Raw genomic sequence first — 19,769 nt, 5'->3', positions numbered from 1 at the left:
ACATGACATTGAGAACCCTGACTGCCTTGGGCCTGGCACTGTGCGCCAGCCTGGTCCACGCCGACGCCACCCTCGACAAGATCCAGCAACGCCACGCCATCAGCGTCGGCGTGATCCTCAGCGGTCCGCCGTTTGGCACCATCGACCCCAAGACCGGCGAACACCTGGGCTACAACGTCGAACTGGCCAAGGGCCTGGGCCAGGCGCTGGGTGTGGAGACCAGGACCGTTTCGGTACTGGCGCCCAACCGCGTGCAGTTCCTGCAACAGGGCAAGGTCGACGTGCTGATCGCCAACATGCAGTACACCGACGAACGCGCCGAGATTCTCGACTACGTGCCCACGCCCTATGAAGAAGTCGGCGGCGCGGCGTTGATCCGCAAAGGCGCCGGCATCACCCAGTGGGTCGACCTCAAGGACAAGCCGGTGTGCGTGTCCCAGGGCAGCAACTTCATCAAGCCGTTGCAGGAAATCTACGGCGCGCAGATCAAGGCGTTCCGCAGCCAGTCCGAATCCCTGCTGTCGTTGCGCGGCAATGGCTGTGTGGCGGCGGTGCACGTCAGCCCGACCATGCACGCGCTGCTCGGCGATGCCGAATGGTCCGGCTACGAGATCCCGTTGCCGGGGGATTTGATCCCGTCCAAATCCGTGATCTGGATCCGCAAAGGCGAACACGACACCCAGGCCAGGCTCGACGCCATCGTGCGCGACTGGCATCGCAGCGGCTGGTTGATCGCCCTCGGCGAACGTACCGGCATGGCTCCGTCCCAAGCCCTGCGTGATCTGCACGAGCAGTACAGCCATGAGTGAAGCGCTATTCGCTACCCTGCAACAACTGCTCGGCGCCGCCCATGTGCAGCGCAGTGAAGATGCCGCCCAGTACCTGACCGACAAACAGGGCCGCTACACCGGCGAGGTGATCGCCGTGGTGCACCCGGCCAACACCGAGGAAGTGGCCGCCGTGGTGCGTGCGTGTGTCGCCCTTGAAGCGCCCATCGTGGTCCAGGGCGGCAACACCGGCCTGATGGCGGGCGCCACACCGGATGCCAGCGGCCGCGCGGTATTGTTGCTGCTCGACCGCATGAACCGGGTGCGCGTGATCGATACCGACAACGACACCCTGACCGTCGAAGCCGGCTGCATCCTGCAAAACATCCAGGACGTGGCCCGTGAAGCCGGTCGCCTGTTTCCATTGAGTCTGGGCGCCGAAGGCAGTTGCACCATCGGCGGCAACCTTGGCACCAATGCAGGCGGCACCGCCGTGCTGCGTTATGGCAACACCCGCGAGTTGACCCTGGGCCTGGAAGTAGTGACCGCCGAAGGCGAAATCTGGAATGGCCTGCGAGGGTTGCGCAAGGACAACACCGGCTACGACCTGCGGGATTTGTACGTGGGCAGCGAAGGTACCCTCGGGATTATCACCGCCGCGACCCTGAAGCTGTTCCCGCTGCCCAAGGCCCAGGCGACAGCGCTGCTGGCCTTTGACGAGTTGGCCCAGGCGGTGGCGTTCCTGTCCCATGCCCGCGCCGGTTTTGGTGCAAACCTCACTGCATTCGAATTGCTCAGCGCCGATTGCCTTGCGTTGCTGCGCGAGCAATTTCCAGAGGGCCCGCAACCGTTTCTCAACGCCAGCCAACCCTGGTTTGCCTTGCTGGAGCTGTCGGATAACCACGGTGAAAGCCACGCCCGCGAAGCCTTCGAAACGGTCCTCGGTGAAGCCTTCGAACAGTCACTGCTGGCCGACGCACTGATCGCCGAAAGCCTGGCGCAAAGCGAAGCGCTATGGCTGCTGCGGGAGAACATGAGCGAAGCGCAGAAGCGTGCCGGACGCAATATGAAGCACGATATCTCGGTGCCCATTTCGCAAATCGTCGCCTTCGTCGCCCATACCGATGCGCTGTTGCAGACGCATTTCCCCGGTGTTCGCAACTTCACGTTCGGGCACCTGGGGGACGGCAACCTGCATTACAACGTGGCTCATCCGCTGGATTCAACGGTTGACGAGCACATGCGCAACTACGCCGAATTGAGCTTGCTGGTACACGACAGCGCCCACGCCCACGGCGGCTCCATCAGCGCCGAACACGGGATTGGCCAGCGCAAGGTCGGCCTGCTGGGCCGCTACAAAAGCCCGGTGGAACTGGACCTGATGCGCCGCATCAAGCGGGCCCTCGACCCGAAAAACCTGCTCAATCCCGGCAAAGTCCTTGAGGTGCAGCCATGACCGTTCGCCTGTCCAAGCGGGTGCAGCGCGTGTCGCTGTCGGCCAATGCGGCGGCCAAATCCCGCGCCACGGAACTGCGTGACGCCGGCCGCGACATTCTGGACCTGACCACCGGCGAGCCGGATTTCGATACCCCGGAGCACATCAAGCAAGCCGCCTGCGCAGCCATTGCTGCGGGCGCCACCAAGTACACGCCAACACCCGGGGTAAAAGCCTTGCGCGTGGCCGTGCAGCGAAAACTGGCCGAAGAAAACCACCTGGACTATTCGCTGCCGAATATCGTGATCGCCAACGGCGCGAAACAAATCATCTTCAACGCCTTCGCCGCAACCCTCGACGACGGCGATCAAGTGCTGGTGCCGACGCCTTACTGGCCGTCGTTCCCCGACAGCGTGCGCTTCAACGGTGGCGAACCGGTGTTTATCGAGTGCGGGCTGGAGCAGGGCTGCAAGCTGCTGCCGGCCCAACTGGAACAGCACATCAATCAGCGCACCCGCTGGCTGATCCTCAACGGCCCGGGCAACCCGAGCGGTGCCGTGTACAGCGAGGCTGAATTACAGGCGCTGGCCGAGGTGCTGCGTCGCCATCCCCAGGTGCTGGTGCTGCTGGATGAACTCTACGAACACATTCGTTTCGACGGCCGCCCGGCCCAGAGCCTGCTGAACGTCGCACCGGATTTGCAGGACCGTTGCCTGCTGGTGGGCGGCGTGTCCAAGACCTACGCCATGACCGGATGGCGCATCGGTTTTGGCGCCGGGCCGCAGACGCTGACCAACGCCATGGCGGTGGTGCAATCGCAATCCACCTCCGGCGCTTCTTCCGTCGGTCAAGCCGCTGCATTGGCCGCATTCACCGGCGGGCTGGGCTTTTTGGCCGAGCAGGTAGCGGCCTATCAACTGCGCCGGGACCTGTTGATGATGGCCCTCGGCACTGTCGAGGGCCTGGAAGTACTCGAACCCCAGGGCGGCTTTTTCGTGTTCGTGCGTTGCGCCGGGTTGCTTGGTCGCTATCGCCCGGACGGTGAGCGGCTGGACGATGATGGCGATGTCGTCGCGTACTTGCTGGAGGAGGGCGTCGCCGGAGTAGCGGGCAGTGCCTACGGCCTGTCGCCGTGGTTTCGCCTGTCCATCGCTACGGCGACCGACAGCGTGGCCGAGGCCGGCCGCCGTATCGCTGTCGCCTGCGGCAAGCTGCGGGGCGTCGAATGAGTCATTGGCTGGAGCTTTTTGTGCACTGGGCCGCCGGTATCGGCCTCAACTACAGCTTCCTGCTGGATGCCTATCAGCGCGGCACCCTGGAGCAGGGCGCGCTGACCACGGTGCTGTTGTGCCTGTTCACCATCGTCGGCAGCCTGCTGGCCGGGATCAGCCTGGCGGCGCTGCTGACTTCCGGCAACCCGTGGCTGGCCAAACCGGCGCGGGTGTTTATCGAAGTCACCCGCAACACGCCGACCCTGGTGCAGCTGTACTGCGCATTCCTGGTGTTGAACATGCTGCTGACCCAGGCCGTCGGCGCGGCCAACCCGCTGACGCCGTTTGCCTGGGTGGTGATCGTGATTTCGCTGCACAAGGGCGCGTTCCACGCCGAAGCCCTGCGCGCCGGCATTGAGGCGGTGCCCGCCGTGACCCTGGAAGCCGCCAGCTCCCTGGCCTTCAGCAGCCGGCAATTGCTGTGGAATGTGCAGTTGCCGTTGGCCCTGCGTTTCGCGCTGCCGTCGCTGATCAACAACCTGATCGACCTGGTGAAAATGACCGCCGTGGCCTCGGCCATCGCTGTGGGCGATATCACCTACGCCTCGATCATGATCTGGACCCAGAGCGACAACGTGCTGGAGCTGATGATTCTGATCCTGAGCTTTTTCGGCTTGCTGAGTTTTACCGTCAATTGTGTGGGGCGCTGGCTGGAAGCGCGCCTGAGGATGCCCGGCTATGGCCATTGATTCATTCCCGGTGCTGTCGGCGTTGCTGCAATGGTCGCCGGCGCTGGTGACTGGTTTCGGCCAGAACATCCTGATCAGCCTGGTGGCGATTGGTCTTGGTTCGCTGCTGGGGCTGATGGTGGGCGCGTTAGCGCTGTCGCCGTTGCGCCTGCTGCGGTTGCCCGCGCGGATCTGGGTGCAGGTTTTCCGCAATGCACCGTGGCTGGTGCTGATCTATTTCACCACCTACGTGTTCCCGTTCGAGATCCATATCGGCAGCAGCTACGTGTCGTTCCCGGACTGGGTCAAGGTGACGATTGGCCTGGCATTGCCGGCCAGCGCCAACGTGGCGGAGATCTTTCGCGGCGCCATCGGCTCGATCCCCAGCACCCAATGGGAAGCGGCGCGCTCACTGGCATTTACCCGCGGCCAGATATTCAGCTCGATCATCCTGCCCCAGTGCTTCAAGCGCATGTTGCCGCCGTGGATGAACCTCTACGCGGTGGTCACCATGGGCACCGCCCTGGCGTCGCTGGTGGGCGTGCACGACGTGATCGACACCGCACAGATCGCCAGCAACACCGTGAACATGACCGGCTTTACCGTGGTGATCTACCTGAGTTTGCTGGTGCTGTTCTTTGCCTACTGCTACCCGATTTCCCGTTTGACCCAACGCCTGGAGCGCCGTTATGCCTTCTATTGAACCCCTGGTCAGCCTGCGGGATTTGCAGCTGTCGTTCGGTGACAACCGGGTGCTCAAGGGCATCGACCTCGATGTGCATCGCGGCCAGGCGGTGTCGATCATCGGCCCGTCGGGCTCGGGCAAGTCGACCATCCTGCGTTGCATCACCGGCCTGTTGCAGCCCCAGCGCGGAACCATTCGCGTGGGCGAAACCCGGGTCGATACGCTGACCCAGGAAGCCCAGCGCATCGAGTTGCGCAAGCGTGTGGGTTTTGTATTCCAGCAATACAACCTGTTCCCGCATTTGTCCGTGCTGGAAAACCTGGTGATCGCCCCGCGCAAGGTGCTCGGTCGCAACCGTGCCGATGCCGAGAAAGATGCCCGGGCGCTGTTGGCCAAGGTGCGCATGGAGCACAAGGCCGATGCCTATCCGGGCCAATTGTCCGGCGGCCAACAGCAGCGGGTGGCGATTGCCCGGGCGTTGGCGATGCGCCCGGAACTGATCCTGTTCGATGAAGTGACCTCGGCCCTGGACCCGGAAACCGTCGGTGAAGTACTGACGGTGATTCGCGAGCTGACCGAAGAAGGCATGACCTGCGTGCTGGTGACCCACGAAATGCGCTTTGCCGAAGAGATCAGCGACATCGTCTATTTCACCGAAAACGGCGTGATCGTCGAGCACGGCAGCGCCGAGCAGATCTTCCAGCGTCCCACCAGTGAACGGACCCAGGAATTCCTGCGCCATGCCTTGGGCGATCCCGGCCGTCGGCCGCCGATCGCCAACGATCCGTACCTGTTGACCAACCTGAGCCGCTACACCCTGTCCGTCTAACAAGAGGAACCTCGTCATGAGTACCGCAAACCGTGCCGCCGTTATCGAAGACTTCCTGCAGCAGATCCGCGTCATCAACCAGCGTGGCGTAGACCGCGCGGCCCTGGTGGAAATCGTCGGGCTGCTGGAAACCCTGGCCGAGCGCCGGGACCTGTTCAACTTCAGCGAATTCCCCGCGCCGGTGCCGGGGCAGGGCAGTACCGCGTTCCGCTATCGCCTGAACGACGACGGCGACACGCCCACCCTGTACCTGAACTCGTTGCTGCCGGGCAAAAGCACCATCCCGCACAACCACGAAACCTGGGCGATCATCAGTGCCGTTGAAGGCCAGGAAATCAACTACGTGTATGGCCGCAACGATGAAGGGCGTGAGGAAGGCTTCACCACCCTGACCCTTGAGAAAGAAGTCGTCGTGCAGCCGGGCACCTCTATCTCGTTCCTCGGTGAAGACCTGCACGGGATTCGCGTTGAGGGTGAGCAGGCGACCTTGCATTTCCACCTGTACGGCTTGCCGCTGGAATCCCTCAATGGCCGTTATGGCGTTGAAGCAGACGGCCGGATCCTCAACTACAACGCCTCGCAGATGGCGCCTTCAATCCGGGCCTATTCCTGAGCACAACACACATCAAATGTGGGAGCGGGCTTGCTCGCGAATGGGGTGTGTCAGCCAATGAATGCGTTTCTGACCCACCGCATTCGCGAGCAAGCCCGCTCCCACAATTGGATCCGCGTTCATCCAGGGTTTTTTATGATTGATCTGTATTACTGGCCTACGGGCAACGGCCTGAAAGTCGGCATCCTGCTGGAAGAGCTGGAGGCGGAGTACCGCCTGATTCCGGTCAACATCCGCGAAGGCGCGCAGAAGCAGGAAAGCTTCCAGCGCATCAGTGCGAATGGGCGGATTCCGGCGATTGTCGACCACCGCCTTGAAGCACCCCTGAGCCTGTTCGAGTCCGGGGCGATCCTGAACTACCTGGCGGACAAGGCCGGGCGCTTCCTGCCGCCCGCCGGTACCGCCGAGCGCCAGAAGGTCCAGGAATGGCTGTTCTGGCAGGTAGGGCATATCACCCCGTACCTGAGCCAGTTGCAGCTGTTCAAGGAGAAGGCCCCGGAACCGATTCCCTTTGCCCTGGACCTGCTGAACGCCGAAGCCACGCGCCTGTATCGGGTGCTGGAGCAGCGCCTGGCGGAGGTGCCGTATGTGGCGGGCGAATACTCGGTGGCCGACATGGCGATCTTCCCGTGGATCCAGCCCCTGCGCCAAGGCCAGGACCTGGCGGACTACCCGAACATCCAGGCCTGGCGTCTGCGCATCAAGGCGCGCCCGGCAGTCCAGCGGGCCTATGCCAAGGGCCGTGAAGTGGCCGCCGGCGAGCGTTCGCTGGCCTTGCAGTAACCCATCTATTTTTTGCGGGACTTCCATGAGCCAGACCATCACACCCGGGCAATTGCAACAATGGCTGTTTGACGGCCAGGAAATCGCCCTGTTCGACGTACGCGAGCACGGCCAATACGGCGAGGCCCACCTGTTTCACGGGGTGAACCTGCCCTATAGCCGCCTGGAACTGGAGGTGCAGCGCCTGGCACCGAATCCCCGGGTGCGCCTGGTGATCTACGACCAGGACGGCGGCGATGTGGCTGCGCGCACGGCACTGCGTTTGCAAGCGCTGGGCTACCGCCATGTGCATGTGCTGGAAGGTGGTGCGAACGCTTGGCAGGCGGCGGGTCTGCAGTTGTTCGCCGGGGTGCATGTGCCGTCGAAAGCCTTTGGCGAATTGGTGGAAGAGGCCAGCCACACGCCCCACGTCACCGCGCAGCAACTGGCGGACTGGCAGGCCACGGGCGAGCCGCTGGTGGTGCTGGACGGTCGGCCGTTCGATGAATACCGCAAGATGACCATTCCCGGTTCCATCTGCTGCCCCAATGGTGAGCTGGGCTACCGCGTGCACGATCTGGTGCCGGATGAAACCACGCCGATCGTGGTCAACTGCGCCGGGCGTACCCGCAGCATTATCGGTGCCCAGACGTTGATCAATCTGGGTGTGAAGAACCCGGTTTATGCATTGGAAAACGGTACCCAGGGTTGGTACCTGGCGGATTTCAAGCTGGAGCATGGCAGTACCCGGCGTTATGCCGATCAGGTCTCGACGGATCTGGCCCGACAGCGCGCGGCTGCCCGGCAATTGGCGGAGCGGGCAGGGGTGGTCAGTGTCAAGGCGGAGCAGGTTCGCCAATGGGCAACGGACCCGGCCCGTAGCCTGTTCCTGTGCGATGTGCGTACCGCTGAAGAATTTGCCGCCGGCAGTTTGCCGGGGGCGCAACACACGCCGGGCGGGCAGTTGATCCAGTCCACTGACCTGTACATCGGCGTGCGTCAGGCGCGGGTGGTGCTGTTGGACAGTGATGGTGTGCGTGCGCCGATTGTCGCCAGTTGGCTGCGGCAGTTGGGGCATGAGGCGTATGTGCTGGAGGGTGGCGTCCACAGTGGATTGGCGCTGGAGGTAAAGGGGACTGTCTCCTTTGAAGCGCTGCCGGTGATATCGGTGCAGGCACTGGCTGACGCGTTGAAGGATGGCACCGTTGACCTGGTGGACCTGCGCCCGAGCATGATCCATCGCAAGGGCCGGATTGTCGGTTCGCGCTGGTCGATTCGTTCGCGGTTGACCGCGGGTGGGCGTCCACTGGTGCTGCTGGCTGATGATCCGGCACTGGCCGCTTTTGCTGCGTTGGGCTTGGGCGGCGATGTGCGTTTGCTCGACGGCGGCTATGCCGCGTGGGTTGCGGCCGGTTTGCCGGTGATCGAGGATGCGCAAACGCCTCCGGACAACCAGTGCATCGACTTCCTGTTCTTCACCCACGACCGCCATAGCGGCAACAAGGACGCTGCTCGCCAATATCTCGCCTGGGAAATTGGCCTGTTGGCACAGATGAGCGAAGCGGAAATCGCCAGTCTCAAGCCGTTGTTGCCCGCGTCACGGGTGCGTACCCGGCTGATTCACGCGGCGCGTACCGAAGGCGGCAATGGTGGTCGGGCGGTGAACGTACCGATCACCCGCCTGAGCACCGTGCTGTTCGACAACCTGGCCCAGATGCGTGACGCGCGCTCCCGACGCGACAGTGAGCGGGTCCTGAGCTACGGCGCACGTGGCAATCCCACTGCGTTTGCGCTGGAAGATCTGGTCACCGAACTTGAGGGGGGCTATCGCACACGGCTGTATGGCACCGGGCTCGCCGCCGCGGCGCAGACGTTCCTGGCCTACCTGCGGCCCGGCGACCATGTGTTGATCACCGACGCCGTCTATTCGCCGGTGCGCAAACTGGCCCGGGAGTTCCTCCAGCCATTCGGCATCGAAGTCAGCTATTTCGCCCCGGACGGCAGCGGCCTGGAAGCGCAACTGCAGGCCAACACCAAAATGGTCTACGCCGAAGTGCCGGGTTCGCTGCTGTATGAACTGTGTGACCTGCCCGCGCTAGCCGCACTGTGCAAGCCGCGAGGCATTCTGCTGGCGGTGGACAACACCTGGGGCTCGGCGTACCTGTACCGGCCGCTGGCGCTGGGTGCCGACATCTCGATCATGGCCTTGACCAAGTACCTTGGCGGCCACAGCGACGTGATGATGGGCAGCGTCTGCACCACCGAAGCGGCATGGCCGGCCCTGGCGAAAATGAGCGATACCTTTGGCAATGCAGTGAGTGCCGACGATGCCTACCTGATCCTGCGTGGCGCACGCACCCTGGCCTCTCGGCTGGACGTGCACGAGCGCCAGGCGTTGAAGATTGCCCAGTGGTTGCAGGCGCAGCCGCAGGTCAGGCGGGTGTTTCATCCGGCACTGGCGGAGCATCCTGGCCACGCGCTGTGGAAGCGTGACTTCAGCGGGAGCAACGGTTTGCTGTCCTTCGAACTCGACCGCGCGGATGCCGGCTACGTCGAACGGTTTATCGACGGCCTGCAGCTGTTTGGCCTGGGCGCATCCTGGGGCGGCTTTGAAAGCCTGGTGACCCTGGCCGATACACAGGATCGCCAGAGCGCCGCCGACCGTGGATTGAACCCGGTGGTGCGCCTGCATGTGGGGCTGGAGGATGTGGAGGCGTTGATCGAGGATCTGCAGCGCGGGTTCGTGGCGGCGGGGCGTTGAGCCTCGCACCATGACAATTTGCGTCCGCCCATAGGTGCCAATCGAACTTTGTGTTTAACTTCGGCACCTGAAATTCGTTTCACTACCACCACTAGAAGGATTCCGTTCATGGCTCAAGTTACCCTCCGAGGCGACCCTGTCCAGGTCGAAGGCGATTTGCCGAAAGTCGGCGCCAAGGCGCCAGACTTCACCCTGACTGCCGGCGACCTGTCTGACGCGACCCTGGCGACTTTCGCCGGCAAGCGCAAAGTGCTGAACATTTTCCCAAGCGTTGATACCCCGACCTGCGCCACTTCGGTTCGCAAGTTCAACGCCCAGGTCAACGACGTGAACAACGCCGTAGTGTTGTGCATTTCCACCGACCTGCCATTTGCCCAGGCGCGTTTCTGCGGTGCCGAAGGCCTGGAAAACGTGAAGAACCTGTCGGACTTCCGTGAGGCAGCCTTTGCTGTCGACTACGGTGTTGCGATTGCTGATGGCCCGCTCAAAGGCCTGACCGCCCGTGCCGTCGTGGTACTGGACGAGAACGACAACGTGCTGCACAGCGAACTGGTCAGCGAAATCGGCCAAGAGCCGAACTACGAGGCAGCCCTGGCTGTTTTGAAGTAACTGTTACTACGCATTACTGTCGTTTTGCAGTAACACGCGTGATGCAGTATTACGGCCTGGCCTAGTCCAGGCCGTTTTTATTTGTGCTTCAGAGGCTTAGCCAGATAGCGAATGGACTAAGCACAGAAGTTAAAAGTTGTAATCCAAGGTAAATAGCCGGTAAAGGCGCTTTTCTTAACGCGCCCCAGTGCTTATCTTTCAGCCTCCCGAAGAAGAAGCTCTCGCACCCAATGGTTGATCACTCCATGCAATCCACCCCTCGTCACTCCCGCCGCTGGCTGTTCGGCCTCCTCGTGCTGCTGGTCATTGCCGGCCTGTGCTGGAAGTTCTGGCCTGGCACCAGCCACAAGGACAGCGCCGAGAAGAAGCCCGCCGGGCATGCCGGCAAGTCGGGGATGATGCGCCCGGGCTTTGGGGGTTCTACTGGCCCGGTGCCGGTGCGTGTGGCGCCGGCGGTGCTGGGCGAGTTCCCGGTGTACTACAAGGCGCTGGGTACGGTGACGGCACTCAACACCATCAATGTGCGCAGCCGGGTTGGCGGAGAGCTGGTCAAGGTCGCCTTTGAAGAAGGGCAGATGGTCAAGGCCGGTGACCTGCTGGCGGAAATCGACCCGCGCAGTTACCAGAATGCCTTGCTCCAGGCCCAGGGCACGTTGCTGCAGAACCAGGCCCAGCTGAAAAACGCCCAGGTCGACGTGCAGCGTTATCGCGACCTGTATGCCCAGGACAGTATCGCCAAGCAGACCCTGGATACCGCCGAAGCGCTGGTGTTGCAGTACCAGGGCACGGTCAAGACCAACCAGGGCGCAGTGGATGACGCCAAGCTCAACCTCGAATTCACCAAGATCCGCGCACCGATTACCGGGCGTGTCGGCCTGCGTCAGGTGGACGTGGGCAACCTCGTCGCCGCCAATGACACCACCTTCCTGGCGGTGATCACCCAGACCCAACCCATCAGCGTGGTCTTCACGTTGCCGGAAAACACCCTGGAAACCGTGCTGGCGCGTTATCACGCCGGCAACAAGCTGCCGGTGGAAGCCTGGGACCGTGGCGATGTCGCGGTGAAAGCCACGGGCGTGCTGCAAAGCCTCGATAACCAGATCGACGTCACCACCGGCACCCTGAAATTCAAGGCGCGGTTCGATAACAAGGACCAGGCGCTGTTCCCGAACCAGTTCGTGAACGTGCACCTGCTGGCCGACACCCTGCACAACGTGGTGCTGGCGCCGTCGGCGGCGATTCAGTTCGGCAATACCGGCACCTTCGTCTACGTGCTCGATGGCGACAAGAAGGTCAAGGTGCGTCCGCTGGTGATCGGTGATTCCGACGGCGACAACACCGTGATCAAGCAAGGCCTGGCCGCCGGCGACCGCGTGGTGCTGGAAGGCACCGACCGCCTGAAGGACGGCAGTGACATTGAAGTGGTCAACGACAGCACTGAAGTGCCGACCACGCCGACCGAACACCTCCAGGGCCAGCCGGCAGCCAAGACGCAACAAGGCCCGGCTGACGCCGCCAAGGCGCAAAAGGGCGGCGCATGAACCTCTCGCGGCTGTTCATCCTTCGCCCGGTAGCCACTACCCTGAGCATGCTGGCCATTGTCCTGGCCGGCGTGATCGCTTATCGCCTGCTGCCGGTCTCGGCCTTGCCCCAGGTGGATTACCCGACCATCCGGGTGATGACCCTGTACCCCGGCGCCAGTCCGGACGTAATGACCAGCGCGGTCACGGCGCCCCTTGAGCGTCAGTTCGGGCAGATGCCTGGCCTGACCCAGATGGCCTCCACCAGCTCCGGCGGCGCCTCGGTGCTGACCCTGCGTTTCAACCTCGACATCAACATGGATGTCGCCGAGCAACAGGTGCAGGCCGCGATCAACGCCGCCACCAACCTGCTGCCCAAGGACCTGCCGGCGCCGCCGGTGTACAACAAGGTCAACCCGGCGGATACCCCGGTGCTGACCCTGGCCATCACCTCCAAGACCATGTTGCTGCCCAAGCTCAATGACCTGGTCGACACGCGCATGGCGCAGAAGATCGCGCAGATCAGCGGCGTCGGCATGGTCAGCATCGCCGGCGGCCAGCGCCAGGCGGTGCGGATCAAGGTCAACCCCGAGGCCCTGGCGGCCAACGGCCTGAACCTGTCGGATGTGCGCACCCTGATCGCCGCCTCCAACGTCAACCAGCCCAAGGGTAACTTTGACGGCCCCACGCGGGTGTCGATGCTCGACGCCAACGACCAGTTGGTCTCGCCCAAGGAATACGCCGAACTGATCCTCGCCTACAACAACGGCGCGCCGTTGCGGCTCAAGGATGTGGCGCAGATCGTCGACGGCGCCGAGAACGAACGCCTCGCGGCCTGGGCCAACGAAAACCAGGCGGTCCTGCTGAACATCCAGCGCCAGCCCGGGGCCAACGTCATCGAGGTGGTGGACCGCATCAAGGCGCTGTTGCCAAGCATCACCGACAACCTGCCGGCGGGCCTGGACGTGACGGTGCTTACCGACCGTACCCAGACCATCCGGGCCTCGGTCAAGGATGTACAACACGAATTGCTGATCGCCATTGCCCTGGTGGTGATGGTGACGTTCCTGTTCCTGCGCCGCTTCAGCGCGACCATCATTCCGTCCATCGCCGTGCCGCTGTCCCTGGTGGGCACCTTCGGCGTGATGTACCTCGCCGGTTTCTCCATCAACAACCTGACGCTGATGGCGCTGACCATCGCCACCGGTTTTGTGGTGGACGACGCCATCGTGATGCTGGAGAACATTTCCCGCTACATCGAGGAAGGCGATACACCGCTCAATGCGGCGCTCAAGGGCGCCAAGCAGATCGGCTTCACCCTGATTTCCCTGACCCTGTCGCTGATCGCGGTATTGATCCCGCTGCTGTTCATGGCGGACGTGGTGGGGCGCTTGTTCCGTGAATTCGCGATCACCCTGGCGGTGGCGATCCTGATTTCCCTGGTGGTGTCCCTGACCCTGACGCCGATGATGTGCGCGCGGTTGCTCAAGCGTGAGCCGAAAGAGGAAGAGCAGGGCCGTTTCTACAAGGCCAGCGGCGCCTGGATCGACTGGCTGATCGAGGCCTACGGGCGCAAGTTGCAGTGGGTGCTCAAGCATCAGCCGCTGACCCTGCTGGTGGCCATCGCCACCCTGGGCCTGACCGTGGTGTTGTACATGGTGGTGCCCAAGGGCTTCTTCCCGGTGCAGGACACCGGTGTGATCCAGGGCATTTCCGAAGCGCCACAGTCGATTTCCTTTGCGGCGATGAGCCAGCGCCAGCAGGAACTGGCGAAGATCATCCTCGAAGACCCGGCGGTGGAGAGCCTGTCGTCCTATATCGGGGTAGACGGTGATAACGCCACCCTCAACAGTGGTCGCCTGCTGATCAACCTCAAGCCCCACGGCGAACGGGACCTGAGCGCGGCGCAGATCATCACGCGCCTGCAGCCGCAGTTGGACAAGCTGGTGGGGATTCGCCTGTTCATGCAGCCGGTGCAGGACCTGACCATCGAAGACCGCGTCAGCCGTACCCAGTACCAGTTCAGCATGTCCTCGCCGGACGCCGAGCTGCTGGCCTTGTGGAGTGAAAAGCTGGTACACGCCCTCGGCCAGTTGCCGGAACTCTCCGACGTCGCCAGCGACCTGCAGGACAAGGGCTTGCAGGTGTACCTGGTGATCGACCGTGACGCCGCATCGCGCCTTGGTGTGTCGGTGTCGACCATCACCGACGCGCTGTACGACGCGTTCGGCCAGCGGCAGATATCCACCATCTACACCCAGGCCAGCCAGTACCGCGTGGTATTGCAGGCCCAGTCCGGTGAAACCCTCGGCCCGGACGCCCTGAACCAGATCCATGTGAAAACCACCGACGGCGGCCAGGTGCGGCTGTCGAGCCTGGCCCATGTGGAACAGCGCCAGGCCCAGTTGGCGATCGCGCATATCGGTCAGTTCCCGGCGGTGATGATGTCGTTCAACCTGGCCCCCGGCGTGGCGCTGGGCAAGGGCGTCGAACTGATCAACCAGGCCCAGAAAGACATCGGCATGCCGGTGGGCGTGCAGACCCAGTTCCAGGGCGCGGCCCAGGCATTCGAGGCTTCGCTGTCGAGCACCTTGCTGCTGATCCTGGCGGCGGTGGTGACCATGTACATCGTGCTGGGTGTGCTCTATGAGAGCTACATCCACCCGATCACCATTCTCTCGACCTTGCCGTCGGCAGCGGTAGGCGCCTTGCTGGCCTTGCTGCTCAGTGGCAACGACCTGGGGATGATCGCGATCATCGGCATCATCCTGCTGATCGGCATCGTGAAGAAGAACGCGATCATGATGATCGACTTTGCCCTCGACGCTGAGCGCAACCAGGGCCTGGACCCGCAAACCGCGATCTACCAGGCGGCGCTGTTGCGCTTCCGGCCGATCCTGATGACCACCCTGGCGGCGCTGTTCGGTGCCGTGCCGTTGATGCTCGCCACCGGCTCCGGCGCCGAGTTGCGCCAGCCGCTTGGCTTGGTGATGGTGGGCGGGTTGCTGGTGAGCCAGGTGTTGACCCTGTTTACCACCCCGGTGATCTACCTGTATTTCGACCGCCTCGGCCGTCGCTGGCGCAAAGAGCCGGTGCGCCTGGAGCCGGTTGAGTCATGAACCTGTCCGGACCTTTCATTCGCCGGCCGGTAGCCACCATGCTGCTGAGCCTGGCGATCATGCTGCTGGGCGGCGTCAGCTTCAACCTGTTGCCGGTGTCGCCATTGCCGCAGATCGATTTCCCGGTGATCGTGGTGTCGGCCAGCTTGCCGGGGGCCAGCCCCGAGGTGATGGCGTCTACGGTGGCCACGCCGCTGGAGCGTTCCTTCGGCGCGATTGCCGGCATTACCACCATGAGCAGTTCGTCGAGCCAGGGTTCGACCCGGGTGATCCTGGCGTTCGACTCCAATCGCGACATCAACGGCGCGGCGCGGGAAGTGCAAGCGGCGATCAACGCCTCGCGTAACCTGCTGCCCAGTGGCATGCGCAGCATGCCCACCTACAAGAAGATCAACCCGTCCCAGGCGCCCATCATGGTGCTGTCCCTGACCTCGGACGTGTTGCCCAAGGGCCAGCTGTACGACCTGGCCTCGACCATCCTGTCCCAGAGCCTGTCCCAGGTGCCGGGCGTGGGTGAAGTGCAGATCGGCGGCAGCTCCTTGCCCGCCGTGCGTATCGAACTGGAACCCAAGGCCCTCGACCAGTACGGCGTGGCCCTGGACGATGTGCGGAATACCATCGCCAATGCCAACGTGCGCCGGCCCAAGGGTTCGCTGGAGGACAGCCAGCGCAACTGGCAGATCCAGGCCAACGACCAGCTGGAAAAGGCCAAGGACTATGAACCGCTGCTGATCCGCTACCAGAATGGCGCGGCCTTGCGCCTGGGGGATGTGGCGAAGATCAGCGACGGCGTCGAGGACCGCTACAACAGCGGCTTCTTCAACAATGACTCGGCGGTGCTGCTGGTGATCAACCGCCAGTCCGGCGCCAACATCATCGAGACGGTGAAGCAGATCAAGGCACAACTGCCGGCCTTGCAGGCGGTGTTGCCGTCCAGCGTCAAGCTGAACCTGGCCATGGACCGTTCGCCGGTGATCACCGCCACCTTGCACGAAGCCGAGATGACCCTGCTGATTGCCGTGGCCCTGGTGATCCTGGTGGTGTACCTGTTCCTCGGCAACTTCCGCGCCTCGCTGATTCCCACCCTGGCGGTGCCGGTGTCGCTGGTGGGCACGTTTGCAGTGATGTACCTGTTCGGCTTTTCCCTGAACAACCTGTCGCTGATGGCGCTGATCCTCGCCACCGGCCTGGTGGTGGACGATGCCATCGTGGTGCTGGAGAACATTTCCCGGCACATCGACGAGGGTGTGCCGCCGATGAAGGCGGCTTACCTGGGGGCCCAGGAAGTCGGCTTCACCTTGCTGTCAATGAACGTCTCGCTGGTGGCGGTGTTCCTCTCGATCCTGTTCATGGGCGGTATCGTTACCAGCCTGTTCCGCGAGTTTTCCATCACCCTGGCAGCGGCGATCATCGTCTCGCTGGTGGTGTCGCTGACCCTGACCCCGATGCTCTGCGCCCGCTGGCTCAAGCCCCATGTCAAAGGCCAGGAGACAGGCTTGCAGCGCTGGAGCCAGAAGATAAACGACCGCATGGTGGCAGGCTACGCCCGCAGCCTGGACTGGGTGCTGCGCCACAAGCGCCTGACACTGCTCAGCCTGTTGGTGACCATCGGGGTCAACGTCGCGCTGTATGTGGTGGTGCCGAAAACCTTCATGCCCCAGCAGGACACCGGGCAACTGATCGGCTTTGTGCGTGGCGACGACGGGCTGTCATTCAGTGTGATGCAGCCGAAGATGGAAATTTTCCGCAAGGCCGTCCTGCAGGACCCCGCGGTGTTGAGCGTGGCAGGCTTTATTGGCGGCAACAGCGGCACCAACAACGCGGTGATGCTGGTGCGGCTCAAGCCCATCAGCGAACGCAAGATTTCTGCCCAGGCGGTGATCGAGCGCATGCGCAAGAATGTGCCACTGGTGCCCGGCGGGCGCCTGATGCTGATGGCTGACCAGGACCTGCAATTCGGTGGCGGCCGCGACCAGACCACCTCGCAGTATTCCTACATCCTGCAAAGCGGCGACCTGGCGGCCTTGCGCCTGTGGTACCCGAAAGTGGTTGCCGCGTTGCGTGAGCTGCCGGAGTTGACCGCCATCGATGCCCGTGAAGGACGTGGGGCGGCCCAGGTGACGTTGATTGTCGACCGCGACCAGGCCAAGCGCCTGGGCATTGACATGGACATGGTCACTGCCGTGCTCAACAACGCCTACAGCCAGCGGCAGATTTCCACCATCTACGACAGCCTCAACCAGTACCAGGTGGTGATGGAGGTCAATCCGAAGTACGCCCAGGACCCGATCACCCTCAATCAGATGCAGGTGATCACGTCCACCGGTGCGCGCGTGCCGCTGTCGGCCATCGCTCACTATGAGAACAGCCTGGCGGACGACCGGGTCAGCCATGAAGGCCAGTTCGCCTCGGAAAACATTGCGTTTGATATGTCGCCCGGCGTCACGGTGGAGCAGGGCACGGCTGCCATTGAGCGGGCGATTGCCAAGGTCGGCCTGCCGGAAGAGGTGATCGCGAAGATGGCCGGTACGGCCGACGCCTTCGCCGCCACCCAGAAAGGACAGCCGTTCATGATCCTCGGTGCATTGGTGGCGGTGTACCTGGTATTGGGGATTCTGTATGAGAGCTATATCCACCCGCTGACCATTCTGTCGACCTTGCCGTCGGCGGGGGTGGGCGCCTTGCTTTCGATTTACCTGCTGGGGGGCGAGTTCAGCCTGATCTCGCTGCTGGGGCTGTTCCTGCTGATCGGGGTGGTGAAGAAAAACGCGATCCTGATGATCGACCTTGCGCTGCAACTGGAACGCAAGGACGACATGAGCCCGCTGGAATCGATCCGCGCCGCCTGCCTGGTGCGGCTGCGTCCGATCCTGATGACCACGCTGGCGGCGATTCTTGGCGCCGTGCCGCTGCTGCTCAGCACGGCCGAAGGCGCGGAAATGCGCCAGCCTCTGGGCCTGACGATTATCGGCGGGCTGGTGTTCAGCCAGATCCTGACCCTCTACACCACGCCTGTGGTTTACCTTTATCTCGACCGCCTGCGCCACCGTTTCAACGGTTGGCGCGGAGTGCGTACCGATGCTGCCCTGGACACTGCGCTATGACCGATTCAACGTTTCCCACCGTGCAACGTCTGGCGATGACTCGCGGCTCAAAGCTGCTGAGCCTGGCCCTGTGCGGCGTGATGCTCAGCGCCTGCGCCGTCGGCCCGGACTACAAACGCCCCGAATTGACCGAGCCTGCCCAGTACAAAGAGGCCCAGGGCTGGCGCCAGGCCGCGCCCAGCGACTCGCTGGCCCGGGGCGCCTGGTGGGAGCTGTACGGCGACAAACAACTGAATGAGCTGGTAGAAAAACTCAACAGCTCCAACCAGACCGTGGCCCAGGCCGAGGCGCGTTATCGCCAGGCCGCCTCGCAGGTGCGCAGTGCCCGTGGGGCGTTCTTCCCCACGGTTGACCTGAGTGCCTCGAAAAGCCGGGCCAGCCAGGGTACCGGCAGCAGTAACGCCAGCCTCAGCAGCTCCAGCAGCGGTATTCGCGACACCCTCAACACCCAGTTGGGCGTGAGCTGGGAAGCCGATATCTGGGGCAAACTGCGCCGGGGCCTGGAAGCCAATGAAGCCAGCGCCGAAGCCAGCGCGGCGGATCTCGCGGCGATGCGCCTGAGCCAGCAATCGGAACTGGTGCAGGATTACCTGCAACTGCGGGTCATGGACGAACAGACCCGTTTGCTGCAAGCCACGGTGGACACCTACCAGCGCTCCCTGCAGATGACCCAGAACCAATACCGCGCCGGTGTCTCGGGCAAGGACGCCATCGCCCAGGCCCAGACCCAGCTGAAAAGCACCCAGGCCAGCATGATCGACCTGATCTGGCAGCGGGCGCAGCTGGAAAACGCAATTGCCGTGCTGATCGGTGTGCCGCCGGCCAACTTCAACCTGGCGGTGAGCACGGACATTCCGGCGCTGCCGCAGATTCCGGTGAGCCTGCCGTCGCAACTGCTGGAGCGCCGCCCGGATATCGCTCAGGCGGAGCGCTCGGTGATCGCGGCCAACGCCAACATCGGCGTGGCCAAGACCGCCTACTACCCGGACCTGACCCTGAGCCTGGCCGGCGGCTACTCCAGCAGCACCTACGCCGACTGGATCAGCCTGCCGAACCGCTTCTGGTCGGTGGGGCCGAAACTCGCCATGACCCTGTTCGACGGGGGCCAGCGTTCGGCCGAAGTTGACCGCGCCGAGGCGTCCTACGATGAAACCGTGGCCAAGTACCGCCAGACCGTACTCGACGGTTTCCGCGAGGTGGAAAACTACATGGTCCAGCTCAAGGTCCTGGAAGACGAGGCGGTCGTGAGTAACGAGGCCCTCGAAGCGGCCCGGGAATCCCTGCGCCTGACCCAGAACCAGTACAAGGCCGGGTTGATCGCCTATCTCGATGTGGTCACCGTGCAAGCCACCGCCCTGAGCAACGAGCGTACGGTGCTGACCCTGCTGCAAACCCGGCTGGTTGCCAGTGTGCAATTGATCGCTGCACTGGGCGGTGGTTGGGATGGCCAAATGCAGCTGAGCGACAAGAAGTAAACCCCGCTCTGGCTGGTGTACGGGCTTGTGTGGGAGCGGGCTTGCTCGCGAAAACGGTGGGGCAGTCAACTGTGTATGAACTGACCCGCCGCTTTCGCGAGCAAGCCCGCTCCCACAAGGGTTCTGCGGTGTTTTTGAGCCAGCAGATTGG

The 19,769-nt window shown here is 63.2% G+C and carries 14 protein-coding genes; all 14 read left to right on the top strand.

Annotated features, from left to right (window positions below; genetic code table 11):
• Positions 1–2: 2 nt before the first annotated feature.
• Complete coding sequence (locus HX811_RS03445) at positions 3–809, top strand: transporter substrate-binding domain-containing protein (protein ID WP_177044778.1); 807 nt, start codon at positions 3–5, stop codon at positions 807–809.
• The gene (locus HX811_RS03440) at positions 802–2,223 is read left to right on the top strand and encodes an FAD-binding oxidoreductase (protein WP_177044775.1); all 1,422 of its coding nucleotides are present in this window, start codon (positions 802–804) and stop codon (positions 2,221–2,223) included. Before HX811_RS03445 ends, HX811_RS03440 begins: the two co-directional genes overlap by 8 nt.
• Positions 2,220–3,431: an aminotransferase class I/II-fold pyridoxal phosphate-dependent enzyme gene (locus tag HX811_RS03435; RefSeq protein WP_177044773.1), complete on the top strand. Its 1,212-nt coding sequence runs from the start codon at positions 2,220–2,222 to the stop codon at positions 3,429–3,431. Before HX811_RS03440 ends, HX811_RS03435 begins: the two co-directional genes overlap by 4 nt.
• Positions 3,428–4,162, top strand: a complete 735-nt coding sequence (locus HX811_RS03430; RefSeq protein WP_003207485.1) for an amino acid ABC transporter permease — start codon at positions 3,428–3,430, stop codon at positions 4,160–4,162. Before HX811_RS03435 ends, HX811_RS03430 begins: the two co-directional genes overlap by 4 nt.
• The gene (locus HX811_RS03425; protein ID WP_003207487.1) at positions 4,152–4,844 is read left to right on the top strand and encodes an amino acid ABC transporter permease; all 693 of its coding nucleotides are present in this window, start codon (positions 4,152–4,154) and stop codon (positions 4,842–4,844) included. Before HX811_RS03430 ends, HX811_RS03425 begins: the two co-directional genes overlap by 11 nt.
• Complete coding sequence (locus HX811_RS03420; protein WP_003207489.1) at positions 4,831–5,655, top strand: amino acid ABC transporter ATP-binding protein; 825 nt, start codon at positions 4,831–4,833, stop codon at positions 5,653–5,655. Before HX811_RS03425 ends, HX811_RS03420 begins: the two co-directional genes overlap by 14 nt.
• 16 nt (positions 5,656–5,671) lie before the next feature.
• The gene (locus tag HX811_RS03415; RefSeq protein ID WP_102368879.1) at positions 5,672–6,268 is read left to right on the top strand and encodes a cysteine dioxygenase; all 597 of its coding nucleotides are present in this window, start codon (positions 5,672–5,674) and stop codon (positions 6,266–6,268) included.
• A 135-nt stretch (positions 6,269–6,403) separates the two neighbouring features.
• The gene (locus tag HX811_RS03410; RefSeq protein ID WP_032899376.1) at positions 6,404–7,051 is read left to right on the top strand and encodes a glutathione S-transferase family protein; all 648 of its coding nucleotides are present in this window, start codon (positions 6,404–6,406) and stop codon (positions 7,049–7,051) included.
• A 25-nt stretch (positions 7,052–7,076) separates the two neighbouring features.
• Positions 7,077–9,791 (top strand): cystathionine beta-lyase, encoded by a 2,715-nt coding sequence (gene metC, locus HX811_RS03405; protein WP_177044771.1) that lies wholly within the window; start codon positions 7,077–7,079, stop codon positions 9,789–9,791.
• Between the two features lie 108 nt (positions 9,792–9,899).
• The gene (gene tpx, locus HX811_RS03400; protein WP_177044769.1) at positions 9,900–10,400 is read left to right on the top strand and encodes a thiol peroxidase; all 501 of its coding nucleotides are present in this window, start codon (positions 9,900–9,902) and stop codon (positions 10,398–10,400) included.
• A gap of 230 nt (positions 10,401–10,630) precedes the next feature.
• Positions 10,631–11,941, top strand: coding sequence for an MdtA/MuxA family multidrug efflux RND transporter periplasmic adaptor subunit (locus HX811_RS03395; protein WP_177044767.1), 1,311 nt, complete (start codon positions 10,631–10,633; stop codon positions 11,939–11,941).
• Positions 11,938–15,039: an MdtB/MuxB family multidrug efflux RND transporter permease subunit gene (locus tag HX811_RS03390; RefSeq protein ID WP_177044765.1), complete on the top strand. Its 3,102-nt coding sequence runs from the start codon at positions 11,938–11,940 to the stop codon at positions 15,037–15,039. Before HX811_RS03395 ends, HX811_RS03390 begins: the two co-directional genes overlap by 4 nt.
• Positions 15,036–18,143, top strand: a complete 3,108-nt coding sequence (locus HX811_RS03385) for an efflux RND transporter permease subunit (RefSeq protein WP_177044763.1) — start codon at positions 15,036–15,038, stop codon at positions 18,141–18,143. Before HX811_RS03390 ends, HX811_RS03385 begins: the two co-directional genes overlap by 4 nt.
• Positions 18,140–19,618, top strand: coding sequence for an efflux transporter outer membrane subunit (locus tag HX811_RS03380; RefSeq protein ID WP_177044761.1), 1,479 nt, complete (start codon positions 18,140–18,142; stop codon positions 19,616–19,618). Before HX811_RS03385 ends, HX811_RS03380 begins: the two co-directional genes overlap by 4 nt.
• The last annotated feature ends 151 nt before the right edge of the window (positions 19,619–19,769 follow it).

The sequence above is a fragment of the Pseudomonas sp. F8002 genome, from assembly GCF_013385495.1.
GTDB lineage: Bacteria > Pseudomonadota > Gammaproteobacteria > Pseudomonadales > Pseudomonadaceae > Aquipseudomonas.
Note: the sequence above shows the minus strand (reverse complement) of the source record. Positions and strands in the feature narration are given on the sequence as shown.